The organism is Roseovarius sp., assembly GCF_030373445.1.
Taxonomy (GTDB): Bacteria; Pseudomonadota; Alphaproteobacteria; order Rhodobacterales; family Rhodobacteraceae; genus Roseovarius.
Genome location: NZ_JAUCYU010000011.1, coordinates 142,264 through 162,206 on the forward strand (window position 1 = coordinate 142,264; position 19,943 = coordinate 162,206).

A 19,943-nucleotide genomic window follows, 5' to 3' on the forward strand; every position below is an offset into this window, starting at 1 on the left:
TCTAGATTTTGAAAATAATAGATAGACACATGGCCCTGAGTCAATCTAGACATTATTGAAAACTATCTAGACAAAAACACTAGTCAAGATCGGTGGCGATGACGCGTGCCGATGGCGATATCCAACAAGGAGCATAACATGACCAATTCGAAGACCGGTCTCCCCATGGGTGGTATGACCCGACGCACTGCCGTTAAGACGCTGGCGCTCGGCGGTGCCTCTACGGCGGCCCTGGGCCTGTCGGCGCCCGCTTTGATCGCCGCGAACAATGACAAGATACTCATCGGCGTTCCCTCTTCGCTCTCGACGCCCTACGGCGTTGCCGACGACACCGACCATCTGAACGGCACCAAGCTGGCGCTGGAAGAGATCAACGCCGCCGGTGGCGTGAACGGTCGTGAGCTGGATATCTTCGTCCCCGACGTGGACAAGCTGTCTCCTGAAAGCTGCCGACAGGCGATTGCGGCGTGTATCGACAAGCAAGTGCACGCGATTTCGAACTCGTTCCTTTTCGCGCCGATCCCGGCGATGGATGAATCCGCCAAGTACAAATGCCCGTACCTGAACGGCAACACACAGCGGAACGCCACCGAGCAGTTCCGCTCCAACCCCGAGAAATACAGCCATATTCTTCAGACCGACCCCTCGGAGGTGAACTATGGCTGGACCTATCCGTTGTGGCTGAAAGCCATGGAGGAGAAGCAGGGCTGGACGCCGAAGAACCGCAAGGTTCACATCGTTTCCGAGCAGGTCGGTTACAACCAGACGATCCTGAGCGCGGCGCGGGAATCTCTGGCCAAGTCCGATTTCGAGCTGACGGAAAACACCGATATCCAGTACCCGGTGAACGACTGGAGCCCGGTCATTCGGCGCCTGAAGGAAGTCGATGCAGGCGCCATCTTCATCAATCACTGGGTCGCGGCCGAATATGCCTCGTTCTGCAAGCAATTTCAGGCCGACCCCGTTCCGGGCGCTTTGGTCTACCTGCAGTACGGTCCGTCCCAGCCCGAGTTCCTTGAATTGGGCGGACGCGCCACCGAAGGTTTCTGCTGGTCCACGGTGCTGGGCGTCTATGGCGACCAGACGGGCCAGGATTTCCGTGCCAAGTACCTTGCCAAGTTCCCGGAATACGAAGGGAACATGGGGCTGGTCTACACCGGCAACGGCTATGACATCGTTCAGTACCTTGCCGCGGCATGGGTCGCGACAGGCGACCATACCGACTTCAAGGCCAATGTCGACTGGATCCGCACGAACCCGTACCGGGGCGTTTGCGGCATGATGGACATGAACAACGAGTTCCAGGAAGCGCTGCACTATCCCGATAACGGTTTCGGCAACCAGTCGGCGGCGCTCGATGGCGGCATGAGCCAGCTCTACGTGCAGGTACAGGACCGCGAGCACAAGATCATCTGGCCCAACGAAATCGCCGAATCCTCGCTGCGCCCGGCGCCGTGGTGGTGAACGAATGAGCTGGAGTAAGCTGGAATGACTGCGCCGTCGGAAACCCCGTTGTTCTCTTGCGAGAACCTTGCCCTCGACCTGGGAGGGCGTGAGATTCTTCGTGATATCGGGTTCGACCTGAAGCCTGGCGAAGTGCTGGGCATTATCGGGCCGAACGGTGCCGGGAAGACCAGCTTGCTCGAGATCCTGTCCGGGCGGTACAGGCCCAAGTCCGGGCGCGTGCGTTTCGAAGGGCAGGACATTACCGACCTGCGTCTTTTTCAGCGCGCGCGCCTCGGAATAGGGCGCACGTATCAGACACCGATCGTCTGCGACGACCTGACCGTCGGAGAGACGTTCAAGGCGTCGCGGCAGGCGTACAAGCCTTACCTCACGCGTTTCGATGCGGAATACGGTGCGTCGCTCGTACATTTTACCGCGCCATATGACAAACCCACGACCTCGCTCAAGACTTTCGAAAGGCGCAAGCTGCTCCTGGCAAACCTGCTGATGCGGTTTCCGAAACTGCTGTTGATGGACGAACCGGCAGCAGGGCTCATCAATGCCGAAATTGACGAGATCGATCAAATTCTGCGGATGCTTTCCAAGGAAATGAACATCGCCGTGATCATCGTCGAGCACCGGATGGAACTGCTCGATTCAATTGCCGACCGTATCATCGTGATGGATGCCGGTGAGGTGATCGCGCAGGGCGAACTGGATGACGTGGTCAACAGCCCGGCGGTTCGTGCCGCCTATTTCGAAGCGGCCTGAAGCGTAAACCGGGGAACACCGATGACGGAAGTATTGAAAGTTGAGGGCCTTTCGGCCGGGTATGGCCCATTGCGCGTGATTCACGATCTCGACCTGGTCATAAAGCCGGGAGAACGGGTCGGGATCGTCGGGTTGAACGGCCACGGGAAAACGACCCTGTTCTACGCGATTGCAGGTCTGACCGGCTGGCAGCGCGGCTCGATCCTTCTGAACGGAGAGCAAATCGGCAGAACCCGCAGCCAGGGTCCAGGGCGCTATACGCACCAGATCGTGCGCAAGGGTCTGGCGATCATTCCTCAGGGTGACGAGATTTTCAACGGCCTCACGGTAGAAGAACATCTTGATAGCGGTGCCTTCACACCAGAAGCATGGCGCACACGCAAGCAACGCAAAGAGGCGGTGCTCGACCTGTTCGAACCGCTGCGCAAGCTGATGAAGACCCCGGTTGGCCGGCTCTCGGGGGGCGAACGGCGCATGGTCTCTATCGGCCGCGGCCTGATGACTGACGCCAAGCTTTACCTCGCGGACGAGCCGTCGCTCGGACTGGCGCCGAAGATCGGGATCGGCGTGATGGAAGCCCTTCTGGCCATCGACCTGAAGGAAAGCGCCATGTTCATCGCAGAGCAGAACGTTTCGCTTCTCGAGGGCCGCGTCGATCGCATCATTGGCATGCATGCAGGCAAGCTCAAAGGCGAGGCGTCTTCGGGTTTCTCATTCTCATCGTAGCGAGGCAACAATGGATCTTACATTTCTCATTACCAACGCTGTCATTGTCGCCTGCATCTACGGGCTCATTGCCGTCGCGGTTTCGATAACGTGGTCGTCTCTGGGGCTTATCAACCTTGGATACGGGTTCGTCTTCTCATTCGCGGGATACGGCGCCTACCTCGTCTCGGAACGCATTTCCGAGCATCCGGTGCTGGTGATTGCGGCGGCAATCCTGTCAGGCGCACTCGCGGGCATACTGATATGCCTCGTCGTATTCATACCATTGCACGACAAGCAGAATTTCACGACGAGGGGCATGATCGCCACATTGGCCATCAGCCTGATCGGATCACAATCCCTGCTCATGTATTTCGGCCCGCGCGCCAAGGCGCTGCCAGAGCTGTTCGGGTTCTGGAAAGTCGAAATCGGCGGCCTCGTCCTGACATCCGACAAGATCGGTATCGTCGTCTGTTCCGTCATCATGCTGGTGGGGGTGGTGCTGTGGATGCGCTCAAGCCGAAGGGGGCTGGAAATCCGGGCCATGATGATGAACCCGCATGCGGCTTCGATCGTCGGGATCGGCATCCGCTCTACCGGGATCTACGTCATGGCGATGACGGGCGCGATGGCCGGCCTTGCCGCGGCGCTTCTTTCGCAAACATACTACGTTTCCCCCTTCGGCGGCCTGACGCCGCTGATCAAGGGCGTAAGTATCGCACTTTGTGGTGGGCTGGGCTCGGTACAGGGGGCGGTGATCGCGGCAATCATCCTGGGGTTTACGGAGGCCGCGACGTCACGGTTTCTCGGCGGACAGTACGTTCTGATCACGCAATTCCTTGTCATCATCTCGATCCTGATCATCCGGCCGCGAGGCATTTCGGGGCTTCTGGACAAGGCGCGTGAACAATGAGCGAAGCGAACGAGAATAAAGAGTACACCTGGATCAACCCGCTTGGTGTATGGGGCGCCAAGGGTGGCAACTACGAGGTGACGTCAAATCAAGTCAGCGATCCGTCAGACGTCTGGCGCAAGAATACCGGCTACAAGGTGCCGACAGCCAAGGTTGGCCGCCTGAAGCACTATCACATCTGGGACAATCACAACGAAAAGCTCTGGAAGAGACTGCGATGGTGGCCGACGCGTCGGCACTTGCTGCACGTCAAGGGCATCTACAACCGAAAGACCCTGAACGCGGAAAAGAAGATCCTCGATCGCCGTCCGATCTACTGGATCATCTGCATGGTGATCCTGTTCATAGGACCGCTCCTGTTCCCGTCTTCGATGCAGTCGAGCCTTCTGACCGCCGGCGCGACCTTCGGCATTTTCGCGGCCATCAATGTCTGTTGGACGCTGATCATCGGCACGGCCAGTATCTTCTCGCTGGCGACCTATGCGGTGGTCGGGGTTGCCGCCTTCCTGACCAGTTGGTTGTCGATCAATTTCGGATTGCCGTGGTTTTCGCTGCCCCTTATCGGTGCCGCGATCGGCTTTGGCATGGGCGGGCTCATCGCGTTGCCGGCCCTTCGGCTCGATGGTTTCTATTATGCGCTTCTCACGCTTGGTCTGAACGAACTCTGCCGGGTGTATTTCACGACGTCGCAGGAGTTCGGTTCTGCCTCGGGCGGGTTGTACGGCGCCGACAGTTACCTTTCGGAAAGTTGGTCCCCGGCGGTTCAGAGCCACGCCTCCTATTACATTGCCCTGATGATCCTCATCGGAGCGCTGGTCCTGTTCCGGTTCGTGAACGGCAAGCGCCTTGGGCGTATCCTGCGCATGGCCCCCGAGAAGAGGGAAGCTTTCGCCGAGGCGTGCGGCGTGGATTACAAGCGCGCGAGGATCCAGATCTTCATCCTGACCTCGGCTGCGCTGGGCCTGATCGGAGGGCTGTATACGGCCCACTTCCGCGGGGTTGCTTTCTCGATTTTCAGTTTCGACACCGTCCTTCTGGGGCTTGCCATGCTGACCATCGGTGGGATCGGCAAGGCCGAAGGCGCCATTCTCGGTACGCTGGTCGTCGTCTTCCTGGACAGGGTCATGATCGAATGGGGCCCGATGCGTCACTTCCTGATCGGCGCGCTCATGCTTGCCTCCGTGTTGTGGCTCAACAACGGGTATTTCGGCATCAAGCAACAGTTCAATGCGTGGCGCGACAAGAAGCGGGGGGAATGGCGTTCCACCCGAACCGAAAAGGGCGGGGAAGCCCTGCCGGAAGAAGCGACGGAGATCGACGACAAGGATGACCTTTATTTCCGCCGCTATGACAAGATGCAGCGCGATTACCTCAAGACCCTGATCACGCCCGAGATCATAGCCGAGCACATGGCCAAGCCCCTGGGTCAACACTCCGAAGCGCTGGAACGTGTCCTGCTCTATTTCCGCCGGGCCAAGATGGAGGACAAATACGCCCTGCATCGCGTGGGACCGGACGGGCCTTTCAAGATCATAGCGTTTTCCGGCGTCCGCGGTGTCTCGCCGCGGGTGGTGGAGGACAAGGAATACCCAACGGAAGAAGCAGGCTACCACGGCGTGTTCATGCGCCGCGTACACGACCTGCTTGAATCCTGAAAACACGGGATCAGGAGGCAAGTATATGACCCAGCCCGACGAACCCTCGAAAGATGTCCCGCTGGTCGCGGATTCGGAAAAGCATTTCTATGAATACTTCAATGCCAAGCAACGGGAATACGTCAAACAGGTCCTGAACGACGACCTGATCGAGGAATACCGCCGCAAGCCTCTTGGTCATCACAGCGAACCCCTCGAACGAACCTTGGCCTATTTCCGCCGGCTGCCGATCAGCGAGCAATACGCGTTGAAGCAGTCAAAGGACGGGACATACAGGATGATTTCCATGTCCGGCCAACGCGGGGTGCCTCCGACTTACGTCAGCGACGAGGTGTTCCAGACATTGCACGACGGGTACTTCGGTATCTTCATGCGCCAAATCAAAGACATGACGGAAAAGTAACATGGCAGAACAGAAAATCTTCGGCTACGGCAACAAGATCTCCGTGAAGCAGGGCGACGAGATCACCTTCCACGTGAACTGCGATGGTGCGTCAACGGCCGAGGCCCAGCTCGTGCAACTGATCCACGGCGATGCGCATGAGGCCGGTCCGGGCCACGTCGAGAGGGAAATTGACAATCCGGTTAATGGGGCGTGGGAGGTGAAGAAGCAGTTCACCCAACTGGGCAACTTCTATTCTGTGGAAGATCCATCCTCCTGTCTGGCCATGGAAAAGGCGTTCTCCATGACCTGCTTCATTTGGCCGACCATGCCGAAAAAGGGCACGAGGCAGACGATCATGGGCCGGTGGGATACCCGCAACAACACAGGCTATGCCCTTGGTATCAGTCCCCAGGGCTACCTTGAATTCTGGGTCGGTGATGGCGAAGAAGTGGATTACATCACTGCCGAGATGCCTTTGCTCAACAAGGTCTGGTACGCGGTTGGGGTCGCGTACGACCCCTCGACCAATACGGCCACCCTGCACCAGACAGGCGTGCTGAACCGCTACAATTCCCTCGTGGGGCCGGTCGTGCCCTACGAGCTGGACAGCCACATCCAAACCAAGTTGCGGTTTCATCCGGATAACAAGCCCGGTGTTCCCTTCCTGATTGGCGGGGCCCGTGACAGTCATGTGCTTCGGGGCGATTTCATAAATGACCTCTTTGCCGGCAAGCTTGACCGCCCTGCGGTGCTGAGCGGGGCCATGAGCCATGCCGAGTTCACGGAGTGCGCGAAAGGCACCAGGCCCGCGCAAGCCGACCTCGTCGCCTATTGGGATACAACCGAAGGGCTGAGTGAAAACGGCGTCGGGCAAACCCTGATCGATACAGGTCCGAATGGCCTCGACGCGGAGGGGCATAACCACCCGGTCCGATGCATGACCGGATGGAACTGGACCGGCAAGGCCGATTGCTTCCGCCTGGCCCCCGAACAATACGGCGGGATCGAGTTTCACCCGGATACGGTCACCGACTGCAAATGGGAGGTGACCAACAGGATGACCGTGCCCGAGGACCTCCCGTCCGGTGTATACGCGATCCGCCTCCGCGTCGGTCCGGGAGAGGGGATTTCGGAGGAGTACATCGTTTTCTTCGTGCGCCCCAGAACGCCCCGGGCAAAGCTTGCCTTTCTTGTGCCGACCGCAAGCTACCTCGCCTATGGCAATGAAAGCCTGTCATTCGATGCCCATATCATCCAGCCGATGACCGGGCAGCCGCCGGTCGTGACCGACCTCGATATCGAAACTTACGAGCATCGGGAATTCGGTCTGTCGACCTACGATACATACGAGGACGGGGCGGGGGTTTGTTATTCGTCCTACCTGCGGCCCGTGATCAACATGCGGCCGAAATACCGGATGTCTTCGATGAACATCACGTGGCAGTTCCCGGCCGACCTGTCCATCGTCGCCTGGATCGACAAGATGGGCTATGATTGCGATTTCATCACCGACGAGGATGTGCACCGGGAAGGTATCGATTGCCTGCGCCCCTACAAGTGCGTCATCACCGGCACGCACCCCGAATACGTCTCGGAGCGGATGCTGGACGCCCAGGAAGACTGGGTGCAGGAAGGTGGCCGCCTCATCTACATGGGCGGCAACGGTTACTACTGGTGCGTCGGCTTCTCGGAAGATCACCCCGAATGCATGGAAGTGCGCAAACTTGATTCCGGTATGCGTGCATGGGCCGCGCGCCCGGGAGAGCATTATCTGCAGACGACGGGCGAGAAATCCGGGCTGTGGAAGAACCGTGGCCGGGCCCCTCAGAAGCTTCTGGGCGTGGGCTTCATCGCCGAAGGATTTGAAACCGCCATGCCGTTCCGCAAGATGCCGGACAGCTACCACAGGACAGTAAGCTGGATCACCGAGGGCATCGAGGGCGAACTAATCGGCGATTGCGGCCTGGCATATGGCGGCGCGGCAGGTGTCGAGCTCGACAAGTATGATCTTACCCTCGGGACGCCGCCACACACGAAGATCATTGCTTCTTCAGGCGGCCATTCGGACAATTACGTGCTGGTCACGGAAGAATTGCTTTACGCCTATGCCGGTCTGGTGGGTTCGCTTGACTATCGCATCCGGGCAGACGTGACATATTACACGTCGTGGAATCACGGAGCGGTCTTTTCGACCGGATCGATCGGCTATGGACAGGCGCTTCCGGCGAATGACTTCGATAACTCAGCGTCGAAGATGCTGAAGAACGTGGTCGATGCCTTTATCAAGGAAGGCGCGTTGCCTGGCAGTCAGTGGACGCTCGAAGAAAAACAGTGGCGGTAGGATGCCAGGCGTTCAGCACGATTTTCGCAGGGCTCGGGAGGCCCCGGTTCAGCAGGTCCATCACCAGAAAGGCGAGGGCGAAGCTGCCACGCGGAGGCGGGCACGGTATCGCACATCAAGGCAATCGGTAATCCCGTTCGTCCGGTCACTACAGTGGTACGATTCTGATCAGGGCTTTCTTACAAAAAGTTTCTGTGCCTGCGGCGTGGCGAAGAAGCGCTTGCACTGGTCGGTAAACGCTTTCGTGCGGCGGCTGATCCGGTTTCCCGACCGGGTCGCCAGCACGAGGTTCGGGCTATTGCCCGTCTCCTCCAGCGGACGGCAGGTCACGCTCAGGCCGCTATAGGTCGTGTCATAGGGTGGCCGGATGTTAAGGATCGCGACCCCGAGTTCCGCCGCCGCGGCACAGCGCACCATCTCGAAGGATTCCAGCTTCTGGATCGGCCCGGAGGTCACGCCCGCCTGCTCGAACAGCGACCGCACGTAGTTCCGCGATTGCGGAAGGTTAAGCAGCAGCAGCGACCGGTCGCTCAGGTCGCGTAGTGAAATCACCTCCTTCTTCGCCAGCGGATCTTTCCCGGACAGCACGGCATGCGGCGGCGCATTTGCCAGCGTTTCAAAACTGAACTCCGGCCACAGCCCGGCGTCATAGGTGATCAGCGCGTCGACCAGCCCGTTACGCAGGCTGTGCTGGATCGACATCATGTCTCCCTCGTTGAGATGAACCGTCAACTCGGGATACTTGACGCGCAAGTCGCGTATCACCAGCGGCGCGATACTGGGCGAAATCGAGGTGAACGCCCCCACGCGAAGTTCGCCCCTTAGGTCCGGCCCAGACCCGCGCAGATCCTCGGCATAGGCCGCTGCCTCGTCCAGCAGCTGGATCGTCTTCGACACCGCCCGCTGGCCCGCCTCGGTCGTGGTCAGCCCCTTCGACCGGCGGCGCACGAAGAGCTGGATGTTGAACTCCTCCTCGAAGGCGTCGATCGCCGACAGGATCGATGATGTGGAAATGCTCATCTCCGCCGCCGCCTTGCTGATCGAGCCATGGCGGGACGCGGCGATGACATAGGTCAACTGGCGCAGCGATATCTTCATTTTTTATATCTAGCTTTCTCATTAAATACATTATGCTGGCGCGAGACGGTCAGCTAGTCTTTTCCGGAACCGACATGCATTTCCGGGGAGGAGAGAGGCATGGCCCTTGAGCGGCAACCCGCTGGCGGCGCTCCGTCGCGGCCCATATCGCGGGACCAATCGCTGAACTGCCTGTGGCAGGGCCCGGCCCGGCTGGGGGAATCCCCGCTCTGGGACACGCGCCGCAATCGCCTCTTCTGGATCGACTGCCTGGGGCAAAAGCTCTGGTCGGCCAACGCCGACGGCGGCGATCCGCGCTCCTGGAACCTGCCCGACGTGATCGGCTCCATCGGGCTGTGCGAGGATGGCCGCCTCGTCGTCGGGTTCGCCCGCGGCTTCGCGCTGGTCACGGCGGGGCAGGGCGGGGCCGAGGTGGAATGGATCGGCAACCCCGACCCCGACAATCCGGGCACCCGGCTCAACGATGGCAAGGTCGACCGGCAAGGGCGGTTCTGGTGCGGCACGATGAACATGGATTTCATGGCCACCAATGCCGCCCTGTTCCGGCTCGACCCAGACAGGACGTGGGACCGCATCGACGACGGATTCACCGTCTCCAACGGCATTGCCTTCTCGCCCGACGGGGCGCGGATGTACTTCTCCGACAGCCGCGTCGACCGCTCCTACCAGTACGATCTCGACAAGGCGACTGGACGGCTCTCGAACCGCAGGGCCTTCCTCGACACCACGGCATACGAGGGCCGGGTCGACGGTGCGACGGTGGATGCCGAGGGCTGTTACTGGGCCGCGCTCTTTAGCGGCGCCGCCATCGCCCGCTTCGACCCCGACGGCACCCTGATGCAGAAGATCGAACTGCCGGTAAGCTGCCCCACGATGTGCAGTTTCGGCGGCCCCGATCTCGACATTCTCTACGTGACCTCGGCGACCTTCGTACTGGAGGAAGACGAGCTGGCGCGGCAGCCGCTGGCCGGCGCGCTTTTCGCCATAGAGGGCCTCGGCGCCCAGGGGCTGGAGGAGCCCCGCTTCGCAATTCCGGGATAACAACCCGGCAGAACGCCGGGGCAGCCCGGCACGTCGCAAGCCGACCAAGGGAGGAAGAAGAAAATGAAGAACCTGTTTCAATGCCTGGCCCTCGCCCTCGCGATGGCCTTCGCGGGGCTCGGTGCATCCGCCCCGGCCAAGGCCGAACCGCGGGTCACCCTGACCTTTGCGCATTGCTGCCCGGCCGAGCACACCTACGGCGTCTACGCCCATACCTTCGCCGACCGGGTGGCCGAGAATTCCGGCGGCGAGATCAAGATCGAGGTGCTCGACGGCGGCGTCATGGGCACCGAACAGGCCATCGCACAGAAGGTGCAGCTCGGCACGGTGCAGATGGGCGGCATTACTTCCAACAATGTGGCCCAGCTGGCGCCCTCGCTCAACGTGCTGGTGCTGCCCTATCTCAGTTCCGGCCCAGAAGACCTGACCGGCGAGGGCGGCCTCCTGCGCGCCGGCGCCTTCCGCGACGAGCTCAACGAGCGCGTGAAGGCCGAAAGCGGCACCCTGCGCATCGTCGGCGGTTTCACCAACGCGTTCCGCAGCCTCTTCGCCAAGGACCAGTGCATCGACAGCATCGACGACCTGGAAGGCCTCAAGATCCGCGCGCCCAAAAACCCGGTGATGACGGCGATGTGGGAAAGCTGGGGCGTCTCGACCTATCCCATCGCCTGGGGCGAAACGTTCGGCGCGGTCGCCACGGGCGTTGTCGACAGCTTCGACAGCCCGACCGACGTGGTCCTGAACATGGGCTTCCACGAACACATCAAGTACATCACCGAGGCAACCTACCTGCCGCTCGCAGCCGTAGTGATCGTCAACGAACCGGCCTTTCAGGCGCTCTCGCCGGAGGATCAGGAGATCATCCTGACATCCGCGGATGAGACCGACGTGCTCCATGCCGAGCATGTGAAGCAGAACCAGGCCAAGGTCCGGGAGGCCCTGACCAACGACCACGGCGTGACCTTCTGCGAATTGCAGGATCCCGAGGTCTGGGCCGAACGCGCCCGCGGCGCCTGGCCCCAGCTTTACGACCTTGTCGGCGGGGGCAAGGAATGGGTCGACATGACACTGACCTACAAGGAAACCGGCAGATTCTAGGCCCCGGTCGCACAGAAGGCGCGCGCCCCCGTGGCCACACGGCGGCGCGCCCGACACCCGATCCCCGGCACTCCGGACTTTACGACTTCCCCCCGCGAGGACTGACATGCAGACTGGACTGATCAAGGCACTCGACAGGTTCGAACTTGTCTTTTCCAACCTGTCTCTGGCCCTGCTGGTGGTCGTGCTCGCCCTGCAGGTGATCTTCCGCTACGTCTTCCAGATCGGCCTGACCTGGAGCGAGGAGATCTCGCGCTTCGCCTTCGTCTGGTTCGTCTACATTTCCGCCAGCCTCGCGGCACAGCGCGGCACCCATATCCGCGTCACCCTCTTCGTCAACTTGATCCCCGGCGGGCGCAACATCGCCCTCCTGCTGGCCGACGCGATCTGGATCGCGTTCAACCTCTTCGTCGTCGCCGCGGGCGTGATGCTTATCCAGCGCACGCTGGCCTACCCGGTCTATTCCACCGCGCTCTTCCTGCCGCTCGCCTGGCTCTACAGCGTCGTGCCGCTGGCCCATGCGCTGATGATCCTGCGCATCCTCCAGCGGCAGTGGGGCTACTGGCGCCACGGCATCCCCGTCATCGCCTCCGAGGCCGCGGCCCACGCCGCCCGCACCGAAGGGCAGGGCGCATGATCTTCGTCGCCGTCTTCCTGCTCTGCCTCGTCCTCGGCGTGCCGATCTTCGCCACTTTGGGCGTGCCCTCGCTGATCGAGCTGCTGAGTTCCCCGATACCGCTGGAGTCGCTGGCCCACAGCCTCTTCGACGGGGTCGACAAGTTCCCGCTGCTGGCGATCCCAAACTTCGTGCTGGCCGGTGCGATCATGGCCCGCGCCGGCATCACCCGCGACATCATCGAGGTGATGCGCGCCGTGGTTGGGCAGGCTTATGGCGGCCTAGCCATCGTCACCATCCTGTCCTGCATGTTCTTCGCCGCCATCTCCGGTTCCGGCCCCGGCACGGTGGCGGCCATCGGTACCCTGCTGATCCCGGCCATGAAGGAAGACGGCTACCCGGCCGATTTCTCCGCCGCCGTGGCCACGTCGGGGGGTACGCTCGGCATCCTGCTGCCGCCCTCCAACCCGATGATCGTCTACGGCGTCCTCGCCTCGGTCTCGATCGGCGACCTGTTCCTCGCGGGGCTGCTGCCGGGGCTGCTGATGGGGGCGCTGCTGGTCACGACCACCTGGTTCCTCTCCCGCCGCCACGGCTATCGCGGCAGCCAGGCCCGGTTCGACCGCCGCGCCTTCGCCCTGGCCCTCTGGCGCGGCAAGTTCTCCCTCGCCACGCCCTTCATTGTGCTGGGCGGCATCTATGGCGGCGTCTTCACTCCGGTCGAGGCCTCGGTCGTCGCCGTCGGCTACGCCCTGCTCGTCGGCCTCCTGGTCAAGCGCAGCATCGGCCTGCGCGCCACCTGGGAAGCGCTGGGCGAGGCCAGCACCGTCTGCGGCGGGCTGGTCCTGATCATGGGCACGGCGATCTTCTTCGGCGAGTTCCTCGCCCTCAACATGATCCCGCAGAAGATCGCGGCCGCCCTCCTGAACATCACCACCGACCCCACGCTCATGCTGCTGCTGATCGCGCTGATCCTGATCGTGCTGGGCACCTTCATGGAAACCCTCTCGACGGTGATCATCCTCACCCCGATCCTGCTGCCGCTGATCCTCAAGCTGGGCATCGACCCGATCCATTTCGGCATCCTGCTCGTCGTCACCTCCGAGATCGGCTTCCTGACGCCGCCGCTCGGGGTCAACCTGTTTGTCGCCTGTGGCATCTCGAACCTGACCATCGAGGAGGTTTCCCGCCGCGTGCTGCCGTTCATCGCCACGATCATCGTGGGGCTGCTGATCCTGATCTTCTTCCCGCAGATCAGCCTGCTCCTGCCAGCCCTCAAGTAACCAAAGGAAACCGGCGCCCCCGGCGCCGGACAAGGAGACAAGACAACATGCTCACCAACGAAGGTGTCATCAACACGTTCCTCGAAGCAGGCATCACCCGCGGCTTCACCCTGCCGGGCCTCGGGATCACGTGGTCGCTGCCCGCGTTCCACGACCGCAAGGACGAGTTCGAGGTCGTGCTGGCCCGCAGCGAGCAAAGCGCCAGCGTGATGGCCCAGGTCGCGGGCAAGATGACAGGCAAGCCGGGCCTGCTGATGGCGCAGGGGCCGTTCTCGACCTCCACCGGCGCCTTCGGTATCCTCGAAGGGTACTTCTCCTCTTCGCCCATGGTCGTGCTGACCGACACCTCCTGCTATGACGGCTTCGCCCAGCACGGCGTCTACCAGACCATGACGGGCGATTACGGCGCGGCCGACGCCTTCGCCGTGCTCAAGACCATGACCAAATACGCCACCTACGCCACCACGCCGACCGAGGCGGTCTACGGCGCGCAACTGGCGGTCAAGCACGCCTCGACCCCGAGGCAGGGGCCGGCGGCGGTGGTGATGCGCACCAACGTCATCAAGCAGGAACTGCCGGAAACCTCCCGCGCCCGGCTCTACCCGGTCGACGGGCACCTGAAATACACCGCCCCGCGCGTCGACATCGACGCCGTCGACCGCATCGCCGCCCTGCTGGCCGACGCGAAACAGCCCGTCATGATCGTCGGCAACGGCGTCTACGGCAGCCGCTGCGGCCCGGCGCTTCAGGCGCTGGCCGAGCGCAACGGCATCGCCATCGCCTCCAGCTACCACGGCAAGGGCACCATCGACGAGGGCTGCGACATCGCCGTCGGCATGATGGGCACCTGGGGCTCCGCCGCCGCCAACCGCGCGGTTCAGGCCGCCGATCTCGTGCTGGTCATGGGCTGCTCGCTTGGGCCGGAATACACTCGCTTCCGCGACGAGAAAATGATCCGCCCCGGCGACCAGACCATCATCCAGGTCGACCAGGACCCGCTCAACGCCGGCTGGGTCGTGCCCGTCGACATGGCGGTCACCGCCGACGTAGCCGAGGTCGCCGCGCTCCTCTCTGACACCGCCCCCCACGACACCGCCCTCGTCGAACGTCGCAAGGCGGCCATCGCGAAGATCAAGCAGGAAAACGACTACGGCGTCCTGCCCACCTACCAGACCCGCCCCGGCACCATGCATTACGCCGACATCATGCGCGGGTTGCAGGGCTTCCTCGGGGCCGACGACCTCATCACCATGGATGCCGGCACCAACCGCATCTGGGCCACCTGCCGGCTGCCCCTGCGCCATCCCAACCAGCTTGTCGCGCCGGGCGGGATCGGCGGCATGGGCTGGTCCACCCCGGCGGCCACCGGCGCCAAGATCACCGCCCCCGAAAAGCGCGTGACCGGCGTGATCGGCGATGGCGGCTTCATGATGACGATGGATGCCATCGCCACCGCCGCCGAACAGGGGCTCGACGTGGTCTACGTCGTGGCCAACAACGCCGGCCTCGGCATGGTGCGCGACAATCTCGGCAACCAGAAGATCGCGGTCGACTTCCTCGACCACGATTTCGCCAAGGTGGCCGAAGGGCTGGGCGGCAAGGGCCTGACCGTGACCGAGGGAGACCAGATGGGCGACGCCCTGCGCGAGGCTCATGCCATGGGCGGGCCGGTGGTGATCGACGCCAAGGTCGACCCGGCGGCCAGCCACCGCGACTGTTCCGACTATGCCGAGCTCTGAGCGAAAGGCCCCGCCGATGAGACGTTTCGAAAACCGCACCATCCTCGTCTCCGCCGCCGCCGACGGCCTGGGCCTCGCCATCGCCGAACGGCTCGCGGCCGAGGGCGGCACCGTCGTCGCCCTCGACCGCAGCGACGAGGCGATGACCGCCGCCCGCACCCGCCCCGAGGCCGCCGGCATCCGATTCGAGAAGACGGACCTGATGGACCTCGCCGACATCACCGACACCATCGCCCGGCTCGAGGCCGACGGGTTGCGCTTCGACACGCTGGTCAACAACGCCGGCGGCTCGCTGCACACCCCGCGCCCCTTCCTCGAGGAAACCGACGACCACTGGAAACTGGTGATGGACCTCAACGTCGCCGCCACCGTGCGGCTGACCCGGGCGATCCTGCCGCATATGCTGGAAAAGCGCTTCGGGCGCATCGTCAACCTCGGCTCCAAGGCCGGCCGCTACGGCAGCCTCTTCACCGGGGCGAACTACGTGGCCGCCAAGGGCGCGGTCCAGTCGATGACCCTGCAATTGGCGCAGGAATTCGGCCCCTCCGGCATCACCTGCAACGCGGTCTGCCCCGGCGCGATCCTGACCCCCCGGGTCGAGCGGCTGCTCTCCGAGCGCATGACACAGGCCGAGCGCGAGGCGGCGATTGCCCAGATCCCCATGCGCCGCAACGGCCGGGTCGAGGACGTGGCCAGTGCCGTGGCCTTCTTCGCCGCCGACGAGGCCGGCTTCATCACCGGTCAGATGCTCGACGTGAACGGCGGGCAGGGGATGTGCTCGTGACCGACGCATCCCTCGGCCCGGTCCTGATCACCGGGGGCGGCGGCTTCCTTGGCCGCGCGCTCACCGCCCGGCTGCTTGACGCCGGCGAAACGGTGGTCACCCTCGACCTCTCCCCCGCCACGGGCGGCGACCCGCGCGCCACCCATCTCGGCGCCGACATCCGCGAGGGCGCGGCGCTGCTGCAACTTGCCCGCACCCACGAGATCCGCGCCATCGTCCACCTCGCCGCCCTGGTGATCCCCGACTGCCGCAGCAACCCCCGGCTCGGCGCCGAGGTCAACGTCATCGGCCATCTCAACATGCTCGAACTCGCCCGCAGCCTCGGCATCCGCCGCTTCCTCTACACCAGTTCCATCGCCGCGCGCCCCCGGCCGCCCTTCGACGCCCCCGTCAACCTCTACGGCGTCTGGAAACGCGCCTGCGAGGATGCCGCCAAGGTTTGGTTCCTCGACCACGGCCTGCCCTCCGTCGGCCTGCGCCCGAACGTGGTCTACGGCCCCGGCCGCGAAAGCGGCGAGACGGCGGCCATCACCCTCGCCATCAAGGCCGCCGCAAAAGGTCAGCCCTACGCCATGCCCTTCACCAGCCGCATGTGCTTCCAGCATGTCGACGAGGTGACCGACATCATGGAACGCTGCCTGCGCGTGATCCCCGCCGAACCTGTCGTCAGCGACCTGACCACCGAGATCACCGGCACCGACGACGTCATCGCCGCGATCCGCGCCTGCGCGCCGGATGCCCGCATCACCCCGTCCGACACGGGGCGGCCCTCGCCGCCCGAGCTCGACAACCGCCCGCTGGTCGACCTTATCGGCGACTGGCGGAAAATCACCCTGGCAGAAGGAGTACGCAAAACGTTCGAACACTACCGAAAGACTGCCTGAGGGCGGACATCACGACCTGTCACGCGCCGAGGCGCGACGGGCGCGCAGCGCGACCTTCCCAAGGGGTTCTACTGCGTCGCCCGGTTTTGCGTTACGACGGGGGCAGGGCCGCATCATTGACAAGGTTCAGGAGGAAACCATGACTTTCAGGAAATTCGCAACCGGAACATTCGCAGCCGGCGTCATCGCCGCCGCGCTGCTCCACGCCGGCACCGCGGCGGCACAGTCGGTTACCATCGTCGTGCCGTTCTCGGCCGGCGGCGGCACCGACATCACCACCCGCTCCATGCAAGAGGAGATGGCCAATTCCCTTGGCGCCAACGTGGTGGTCAAGAACACCGCCGGGGCAGGGGGCACCATCGGCGTGGCCGAGGCCGCCCGCGCCCGGCCCGACGGGCGCACCATCGCCATGGCCCCGGTCGGCCCGCTGACCACCCAGACCCACCTGCGCAAGCTGCCCTACTCGGTCGACAGCTTCGAATATATCTGCCTCGCCTACTCGGCCCCCACCGCCATCGCGGTCGGCAAGGACTCCGAGTTCGAAACGCTGGAAGACCTCGTGGCCCACGCCAAGGAAAACCCCGGCGACCTCACCTTCGCCGTCCAGGCCATCGGCTCCATCCCCCACGTCGCGGGGCTGGCCCTGGCCGACGCGGCGGGGATCGAGATGACCTTCCTGCCGGTCGACGGCGACGGCCCGGCGCTCAAGGCGCTGCTCGACGGCACGGCCGACCTCTTCATCCCCCACGTCTCGTTCCTCTCCAGCAACGCCGACCAGCTCCGCTCGCTGGCGATCCTCAAGGACGGGCGACTCGACACCATGCCCGACGAGGTGACGGCGATGGAACAGGGCTATGACCTCGACATCCCGATTTGGGGCGGTCTGGTCGCGCCCAAGGGCACGCCGGCGGAACAGGTCACGGCGCTCGAGACGGCCTGCGAGGCGGCGATCTCCTCGGCGCCGTTCCAGGAACGGATGGACCAGCTTCAGCAGCCCACGGCCTACATGAACGGCGCCGATTTCGAGGCCTTCGTGAAAAAGCAGTTCGACCGCAACCGCGGATTGCTGGAAAAGGCGGGCCTCTTGGCCGAATGATTGCGAGGGGCGCCCCCCGGGCGCGGCGTGCGCGGTAACAGGAGATGCAGATGAAGACGCATGACACCGACCCGACACACCCGCCCGGCGGGCGCGCCATCGCGATCGGCGTGGCCCTGGCGATCCTCGCCCTGGCCGCGCTGCTGTTCTCGCAGACCTTCGCGGAAATCAGCGCCTTCGCCCGGGCCAGCCAGGGGCGGGGGCCGTTCTTCTACCCGCGCTTCATCCTCGCCGCCGTGGCGCTGCTGGGCCTGCTGATGGTCCTGCGCCCGGTTCCCACGGACGAACCCATGCCCTCGGGCGCGGGGCTGCGCCGCGCGACGGGGCTGGTCCTCGCCGTCGCGGTCTATGCGCTGGGCCTGTCGCTGGCGGGCTTCCTGATCTCCAGCCTGCTCTTCGCCTGCCTTGCGCCGCTCTTCCTGGGCTACCGGCGGCTTGCCGTCACAGCCCTCGTCGCGGCGGTCTTCTGCCTCTCGGTCTGGTACCTGTTCGAGAACGCCTTCCTCATCATCCTGCCGCGCTCGCCGTGGTTCGACGGGTTCTGAACCCATGCCCGCAGACACCGTACCCCAAGACGAAGGACCAAACGCATGGAGCTGATCCTCGGAACCCTGGGCGAGATCGCAACGCCGCTCGCGCTGCTCTGCATGGTGGCGGGCACGGTGGTGGGCGTCCTCGTCGGCGTCCTGCCGGGCCTCGGTTCGGTGGTGGGGCTGACCATGGTGCTGCCCTTCACCTTCTCCATGCCGCAGGTGCCGGCGCTGGCGCTCATGCTCGGGGTCTATTGCGGCTCGGTCTATGGCGGCTCGATCACCGCCATCATCCTCAACACGCCCGGCACGCCGCAATCGGCGGCCACCGCGATGGAAGGCTTCCCCATGGCCCGGCGCGGTGATGCCGACATCGCCATCGGCTGGGTGACCGCCGCCTCGACGCTGGGCGGGCTGTTCTCCGTCCTCGTCCTGATGCTGGCGGGGTCGTGGCTCGCGGCCTTCTCGCTCAATTTCACCCCGATCGAGTATTTCGCCCTCGGTGTCTTCGCCCTGACCTGCATCGCCGGGGTCTCGGCGGGGGCGATGGTGCCGGGCCTGCTGTCGGGCGCCTGCGGCCTGCTGGTCGCCACCATCGGCGCCGACCCGGTCACCGGCGACCTGCGCTTCACCTTCGACAGTTTCGAACTCAGCGCCGGCATCACCCTGATCCCGGTCATCGTCGGCCTCTTCGCCTATTCGGAGATGTTCCTGCGCGCGGCCCGCATCGACCCCTCCGCCGCCCGCGAAAAGAACCGCGTCGGCTTCCGCCTCCCGCCGCTGAAAGAATGGCGCAGCCGCCTCGGCATGCTGGCGCGCGGCTCGGTGATCGGCTGTTTCGTGGGCGCCCTGCCGGGCACCGGCGCGGCCACCGCGGCCTTCATCGCCTATTCCGAGGCGCGCCGCACCTCGAAACGCCGCGACAATTTCGGCAAGGGAGAGCCCGACGGCCTCGTCGCCTGTGAAAGTGCCAACAACGCCGTGACCGGCTCGGCGCTCGTCCCGACCCTGGCGCTGGGCGTGCCGGGCGATCCGGTCACTGCCGTCATGCTGGGCGCGCTCATAATCCAGGGCGTCACGCCGGGCCCCCAGCTTTTCACCCAGAACATCGAACTGGTCTACGCGATCTTCGCCCTGCTGATCGTCATCAACCTGATCATGTTCGCCACCGGCGCCCTCGGCGCGCCGCTCTTCACCCAGGTCCTGCGCATCCCCGAACCGCTGCTCATCGCCATGGTCCTGATTGTCTCGACCCTCGGCGCCTATGGCGTGCGCGGCAACATGCTCGACGTCTGGATCGCGCTGGGCGCGGGCGTCGCGGGGGTGTTCATGCGATTGGCCGGAATGCCGGTGGCCCCCTTCGTCATCGGCATGGTCCTCAGCCCGATGATCGAGCAATCCCTCCGCCAAGGCCTGGTGCTGACCCGTGGCAATTTCCTCGCCTTCTTCGAGCGCCCGATCGCCCTGGTGCTCTTCCTCGTGACCGCCGGCATGCTGCTCTGGCCCTTGTTCCGCCGCTGGCGCACGCGAGGGTGATCTTCGTTCTATGGCGCCTGAC

18 protein-coding genes are annotated in these 19,943 nt (G+C 63.8%); 17 read left to right on the top strand and 1 reads right to left on the bottom strand.

What is annotated here, in order from left to right; translation table 11 throughout:
* The first annotated feature begins 138 nt into the window (after positions 1-138).
* Genes QUV18_RS18690 through QUV18_RS18720 form a run of 7 tightly spaced genes read left to right on the top strand, consistent with a single transcriptional unit; the run spans position 139 to position 8,216 of the window.
* Positions 139-1,464 (top strand): ABC transporter substrate-binding protein, encoded by a 1,326-nt coding sequence (locus QUV18_RS18690; RefSeq protein WP_300895613.1) that lies wholly within the window; start codon positions 139-141, stop codon positions 1,462-1,464.
* A gap of 24 nt (positions 1,465-1,488) precedes the next feature.
* Complete coding sequence (locus tag QUV18_RS18695) at positions 1,489-2,217, top strand: ATP-binding cassette domain-containing protein (RefSeq protein WP_300895614.1); 729 nt, start codon at positions 1,489-1,491, stop codon at positions 2,215-2,217.
* Between the two features lie 21 nt (positions 2,218-2,238).
* A complete protein-coding gene (locus tag QUV18_RS18700) occupies positions 2,239-2,943 on the top strand; it encodes an ATP-binding cassette domain-containing protein (RefSeq protein ID WP_300895615.1) in 705 nt (234 codons plus the stop codon).
* 10 nt (positions 2,944-2,953) lie between these two features.
* Entirely contained in the window at positions 2,954-3,835 is an 882-nt protein-coding gene (locus QUV18_RS18705; protein ID WP_300895616.1) for a branched-chain amino acid ABC transporter permease, read from the top strand.
* Entirely contained in the window at positions 3,832-5,490 is a 1,659-nt protein-coding gene (locus QUV18_RS18710; RefSeq protein WP_300895617.1) for a branched-chain amino acid ABC transporter permease, read from the top strand. The genes QUV18_RS18705 and QUV18_RS18710 overlap by 4 nt, the downstream gene beginning before the upstream one ends.
* Before the next feature lie 25 nt (positions 5,491-5,515).
* On the top strand, positions 5,516-5,893 hold the full coding sequence (locus QUV18_RS18715) for a hypothetical protein (protein WP_300895618.1): 378 nt from the start codon (positions 5,516-5,518) through the stop codon (positions 5,891-5,893).
* 1 nt (position 5,894) lies between these two features.
* Positions 5,895-8,216, top strand: coding sequence for a N,N-dimethylformamidase beta subunit family domain-containing protein (locus QUV18_RS18720; RefSeq protein ID WP_300895619.1), 2,322 nt, complete (start codon positions 5,895-5,897; stop codon positions 8,214-8,216).
* A 168-nt stretch (positions 8,217-8,384) separates the two neighbouring features.
* Here the strand turns inward: QUV18_RS18720 and QUV18_RS18725 are convergent, their stop codons facing one another.
* Positions 8,385-9,314 (bottom strand): LysR substrate-binding domain-containing protein, encoded by a 930-nt coding sequence (locus QUV18_RS18725; RefSeq protein ID WP_300895620.1) that lies wholly within the window; start codon positions 9,312-9,314, stop codon positions 8,385-8,387.
* A gap of 99 nt (positions 9,315-9,413) precedes the next feature.
* Between QUV18_RS18725 and QUV18_RS18730 the strand changes: the two genes are divergently transcribed.
* From QUV18_RS18730 to QUV18_RS18775, 10 genes are all read left to right on the top strand, one after another.
* Positions 9,414-10,355 (top strand): SMP-30/gluconolactonase/LRE family protein, encoded by a 942-nt coding sequence (locus tag QUV18_RS18730; protein ID WP_300895621.1) that lies wholly within the window; start codon positions 9,414-9,416, stop codon positions 10,353-10,355.
* A gap of 63 nt (positions 10,356-10,418) precedes the next feature.
* The gene (locus QUV18_RS18735; RefSeq protein ID WP_300895622.1) at positions 10,419-11,453 is read left to right on the top strand and encodes a TRAP transporter substrate-binding protein; all 1,035 of its coding nucleotides are present in this window, start codon (positions 10,419-10,421) and stop codon (positions 11,451-11,453) included.
* A gap of 106 nt (positions 11,454-11,559) precedes the next feature.
* Complete coding sequence (locus QUV18_RS18740; protein ID WP_300895623.1) at positions 11,560-12,090, top strand: TRAP transporter small permease; 531 nt, start codon at positions 11,560-11,562, stop codon at positions 12,088-12,090.
* Positions 12,087-13,352 (top strand): TRAP transporter large permease, encoded by a 1,266-nt coding sequence (locus QUV18_RS18745; protein WP_300895624.1) that lies wholly within the window; start codon positions 12,087-12,089, stop codon positions 13,350-13,352. Before QUV18_RS18740 ends, QUV18_RS18745 begins: the two co-directional genes overlap by 4 nt.
* Before the next feature lie 47 nt (positions 13,353-13,399).
* Positions 13,400-15,091 carry a thiamine pyrophosphate-binding protein gene (locus QUV18_RS18750; RefSeq protein WP_300895625.1) on the top strand — a complete coding sequence of 564 codons (1,692 nt, stop codon included), beginning with the start codon at positions 13,400-13,402 and terminating at the stop codon, positions 15,089-15,091.
* A 16-nt stretch (positions 15,092-15,107) separates the two neighbouring features.
* The gene (locus QUV18_RS18755; protein ID WP_300895626.1) at positions 15,108-15,875 is read left to right on the top strand and encodes an SDR family NAD(P)-dependent oxidoreductase; all 768 of its coding nucleotides are present in this window, start codon (positions 15,108-15,110) and stop codon (positions 15,873-15,875) included.
* The gene (locus QUV18_RS18760) at positions 15,872-16,759 is read left to right on the top strand and encodes an NAD(P)-dependent oxidoreductase (RefSeq protein ID WP_300895627.1); all 888 of its coding nucleotides are present in this window, start codon (positions 15,872-15,874) and stop codon (positions 16,757-16,759) included. The genes QUV18_RS18755 and QUV18_RS18760 overlap by 4 nt, the downstream gene beginning before the upstream one ends.
* A gap of 139 nt (positions 16,760-16,898) precedes the next feature.
* Complete coding sequence (locus tag QUV18_RS18765; RefSeq protein WP_300895628.1) at positions 16,899-17,855, top strand: tripartite tricarboxylate transporter substrate binding protein; 957 nt, start codon at positions 16,899-16,901, stop codon at positions 17,853-17,855.
* Between the two features lie 50 nt (positions 17,856-17,905).
* The gene (locus QUV18_RS18770) at positions 17,906-18,400 is read left to right on the top strand and encodes a tripartite tricarboxylate transporter TctB family protein (protein WP_300895629.1); all 495 of its coding nucleotides are present in this window, start codon (positions 17,906-17,908) and stop codon (positions 18,398-18,400) included.
* 45 nt (positions 18,401-18,445) lie between these two features.
* Positions 18,446-19,921 carry a tripartite tricarboxylate transporter permease gene (locus QUV18_RS18775; RefSeq protein ID WP_300895630.1) on the top strand — a complete coding sequence of 492 codons (1,476 nt, stop codon included), beginning with the start codon at positions 18,446-18,448 and terminating at the stop codon, positions 19,919-19,921.
* Positions 19,922-19,943 lie beyond the last annotated feature (22 nt).

What these genes read in the sequence shown, in the direction of transcription:
- QUV18_RS18690 (WP_300895613.1), top strand. Translation starts at nt 139, where the DNA reads ATGACCAATTCGAAGACCGGTCTCCCCATGGGTGGTATGACCCGACGC.
- QUV18_RS18695 (WP_300895614.1), top strand. Translation starts at nt 1,489, where the DNA reads ATGACTGCGCCGTCGGAAACCCCGTTGTTCTCTTGCGAGAACCTTGCC.
- QUV18_RS18700 (WP_300895615.1), top strand. Translation starts at nt 2,239, where the DNA reads ATGACGGAAGTATTGAAAGTTGAGGGCCTTTCGGCCGGGTATGGCCCA.
- QUV18_RS18705 (WP_300895616.1), top strand. Translation starts at nt 2,954, where the DNA reads ATGGATCTTACATTTCTCATTACCAACGCTGTCATTGTCGCCTGCATC.
- QUV18_RS18710 (WP_300895617.1), top strand. Translation starts at nt 3,832, where the DNA reads ATGAGCGAAGCGAACGAGAATAAAGAGTACACCTGGATCAACCCGCTT.
- QUV18_RS18715 (WP_300895618.1), top strand. Translation starts at nt 5,516, where the DNA reads ATGACCCAGCCCGACGAACCCTCGAAAGATGTCCCGCTGGTCGCGGAT.
- QUV18_RS18720 (WP_300895619.1), top strand. Translation starts at nt 5,895, where the DNA reads ATGGCAGAACAGAAAATCTTCGGCTACGGCAACAAGATCTCCGTGAAG.
- QUV18_RS18725 (WP_300895620.1), bottom strand. Translation starts at nt 9,314, where the DNA reads ATGAAGATATCGCTGCGCCAGTTGACCTATGTCATCGCCGCGTCCCGC.
- QUV18_RS18730 (WP_300895621.1), top strand. Translation starts at nt 9,414, where the DNA reads ATGGCCCTTGAGCGGCAACCCGCTGGCGGCGCTCCGTCGCGGCCCATA.
- QUV18_RS18735 (WP_300895622.1), top strand. Translation starts at nt 10,419, where the DNA reads ATGAAGAACCTGTTTCAATGCCTGGCCCTCGCCCTCGCGATGGCCTTC.
- QUV18_RS18740 (WP_300895623.1), top strand. Translation starts at nt 11,560, where the DNA reads ATGCAGACTGGACTGATCAAGGCACTCGACAGGTTCGAACTTGTCTTT.
- QUV18_RS18745 (WP_300895624.1), top strand. Translation starts at nt 12,087, where the DNA reads ATGATCTTCGTCGCCGTCTTCCTGCTCTGCCTCGTCCTCGGCGTGCCG.
- QUV18_RS18750 (WP_300895625.1), top strand. Translation starts at nt 13,400, where the DNA reads ATGCTCACCAACGAAGGTGTCATCAACACGTTCCTCGAAGCAGGCATC.
- QUV18_RS18755 (WP_300895626.1), top strand. Translation starts at nt 15,108, where the DNA reads ATGAGACGTTTCGAAAACCGCACCATCCTCGTCTCCGCCGCCGCCGAC.
- QUV18_RS18765 (WP_300895628.1), top strand. Translation starts at nt 16,899, where the DNA reads ATGACTTTCAGGAAATTCGCAACCGGAACATTCGCAGCCGGCGTCATC.
- QUV18_RS18770 (WP_300895629.1), top strand. Translation starts at nt 17,906, where the DNA reads ATGAAGACGCATGACACCGACCCGACACACCCGCCCGGCGGGCGCGCC.
- QUV18_RS18775 (WP_300895630.1), top strand. Translation starts at nt 18,446, where the DNA reads ATGGAGCTGATCCTCGGAACCCTGGGCGAGATCGCAACGCCGCTCGCG.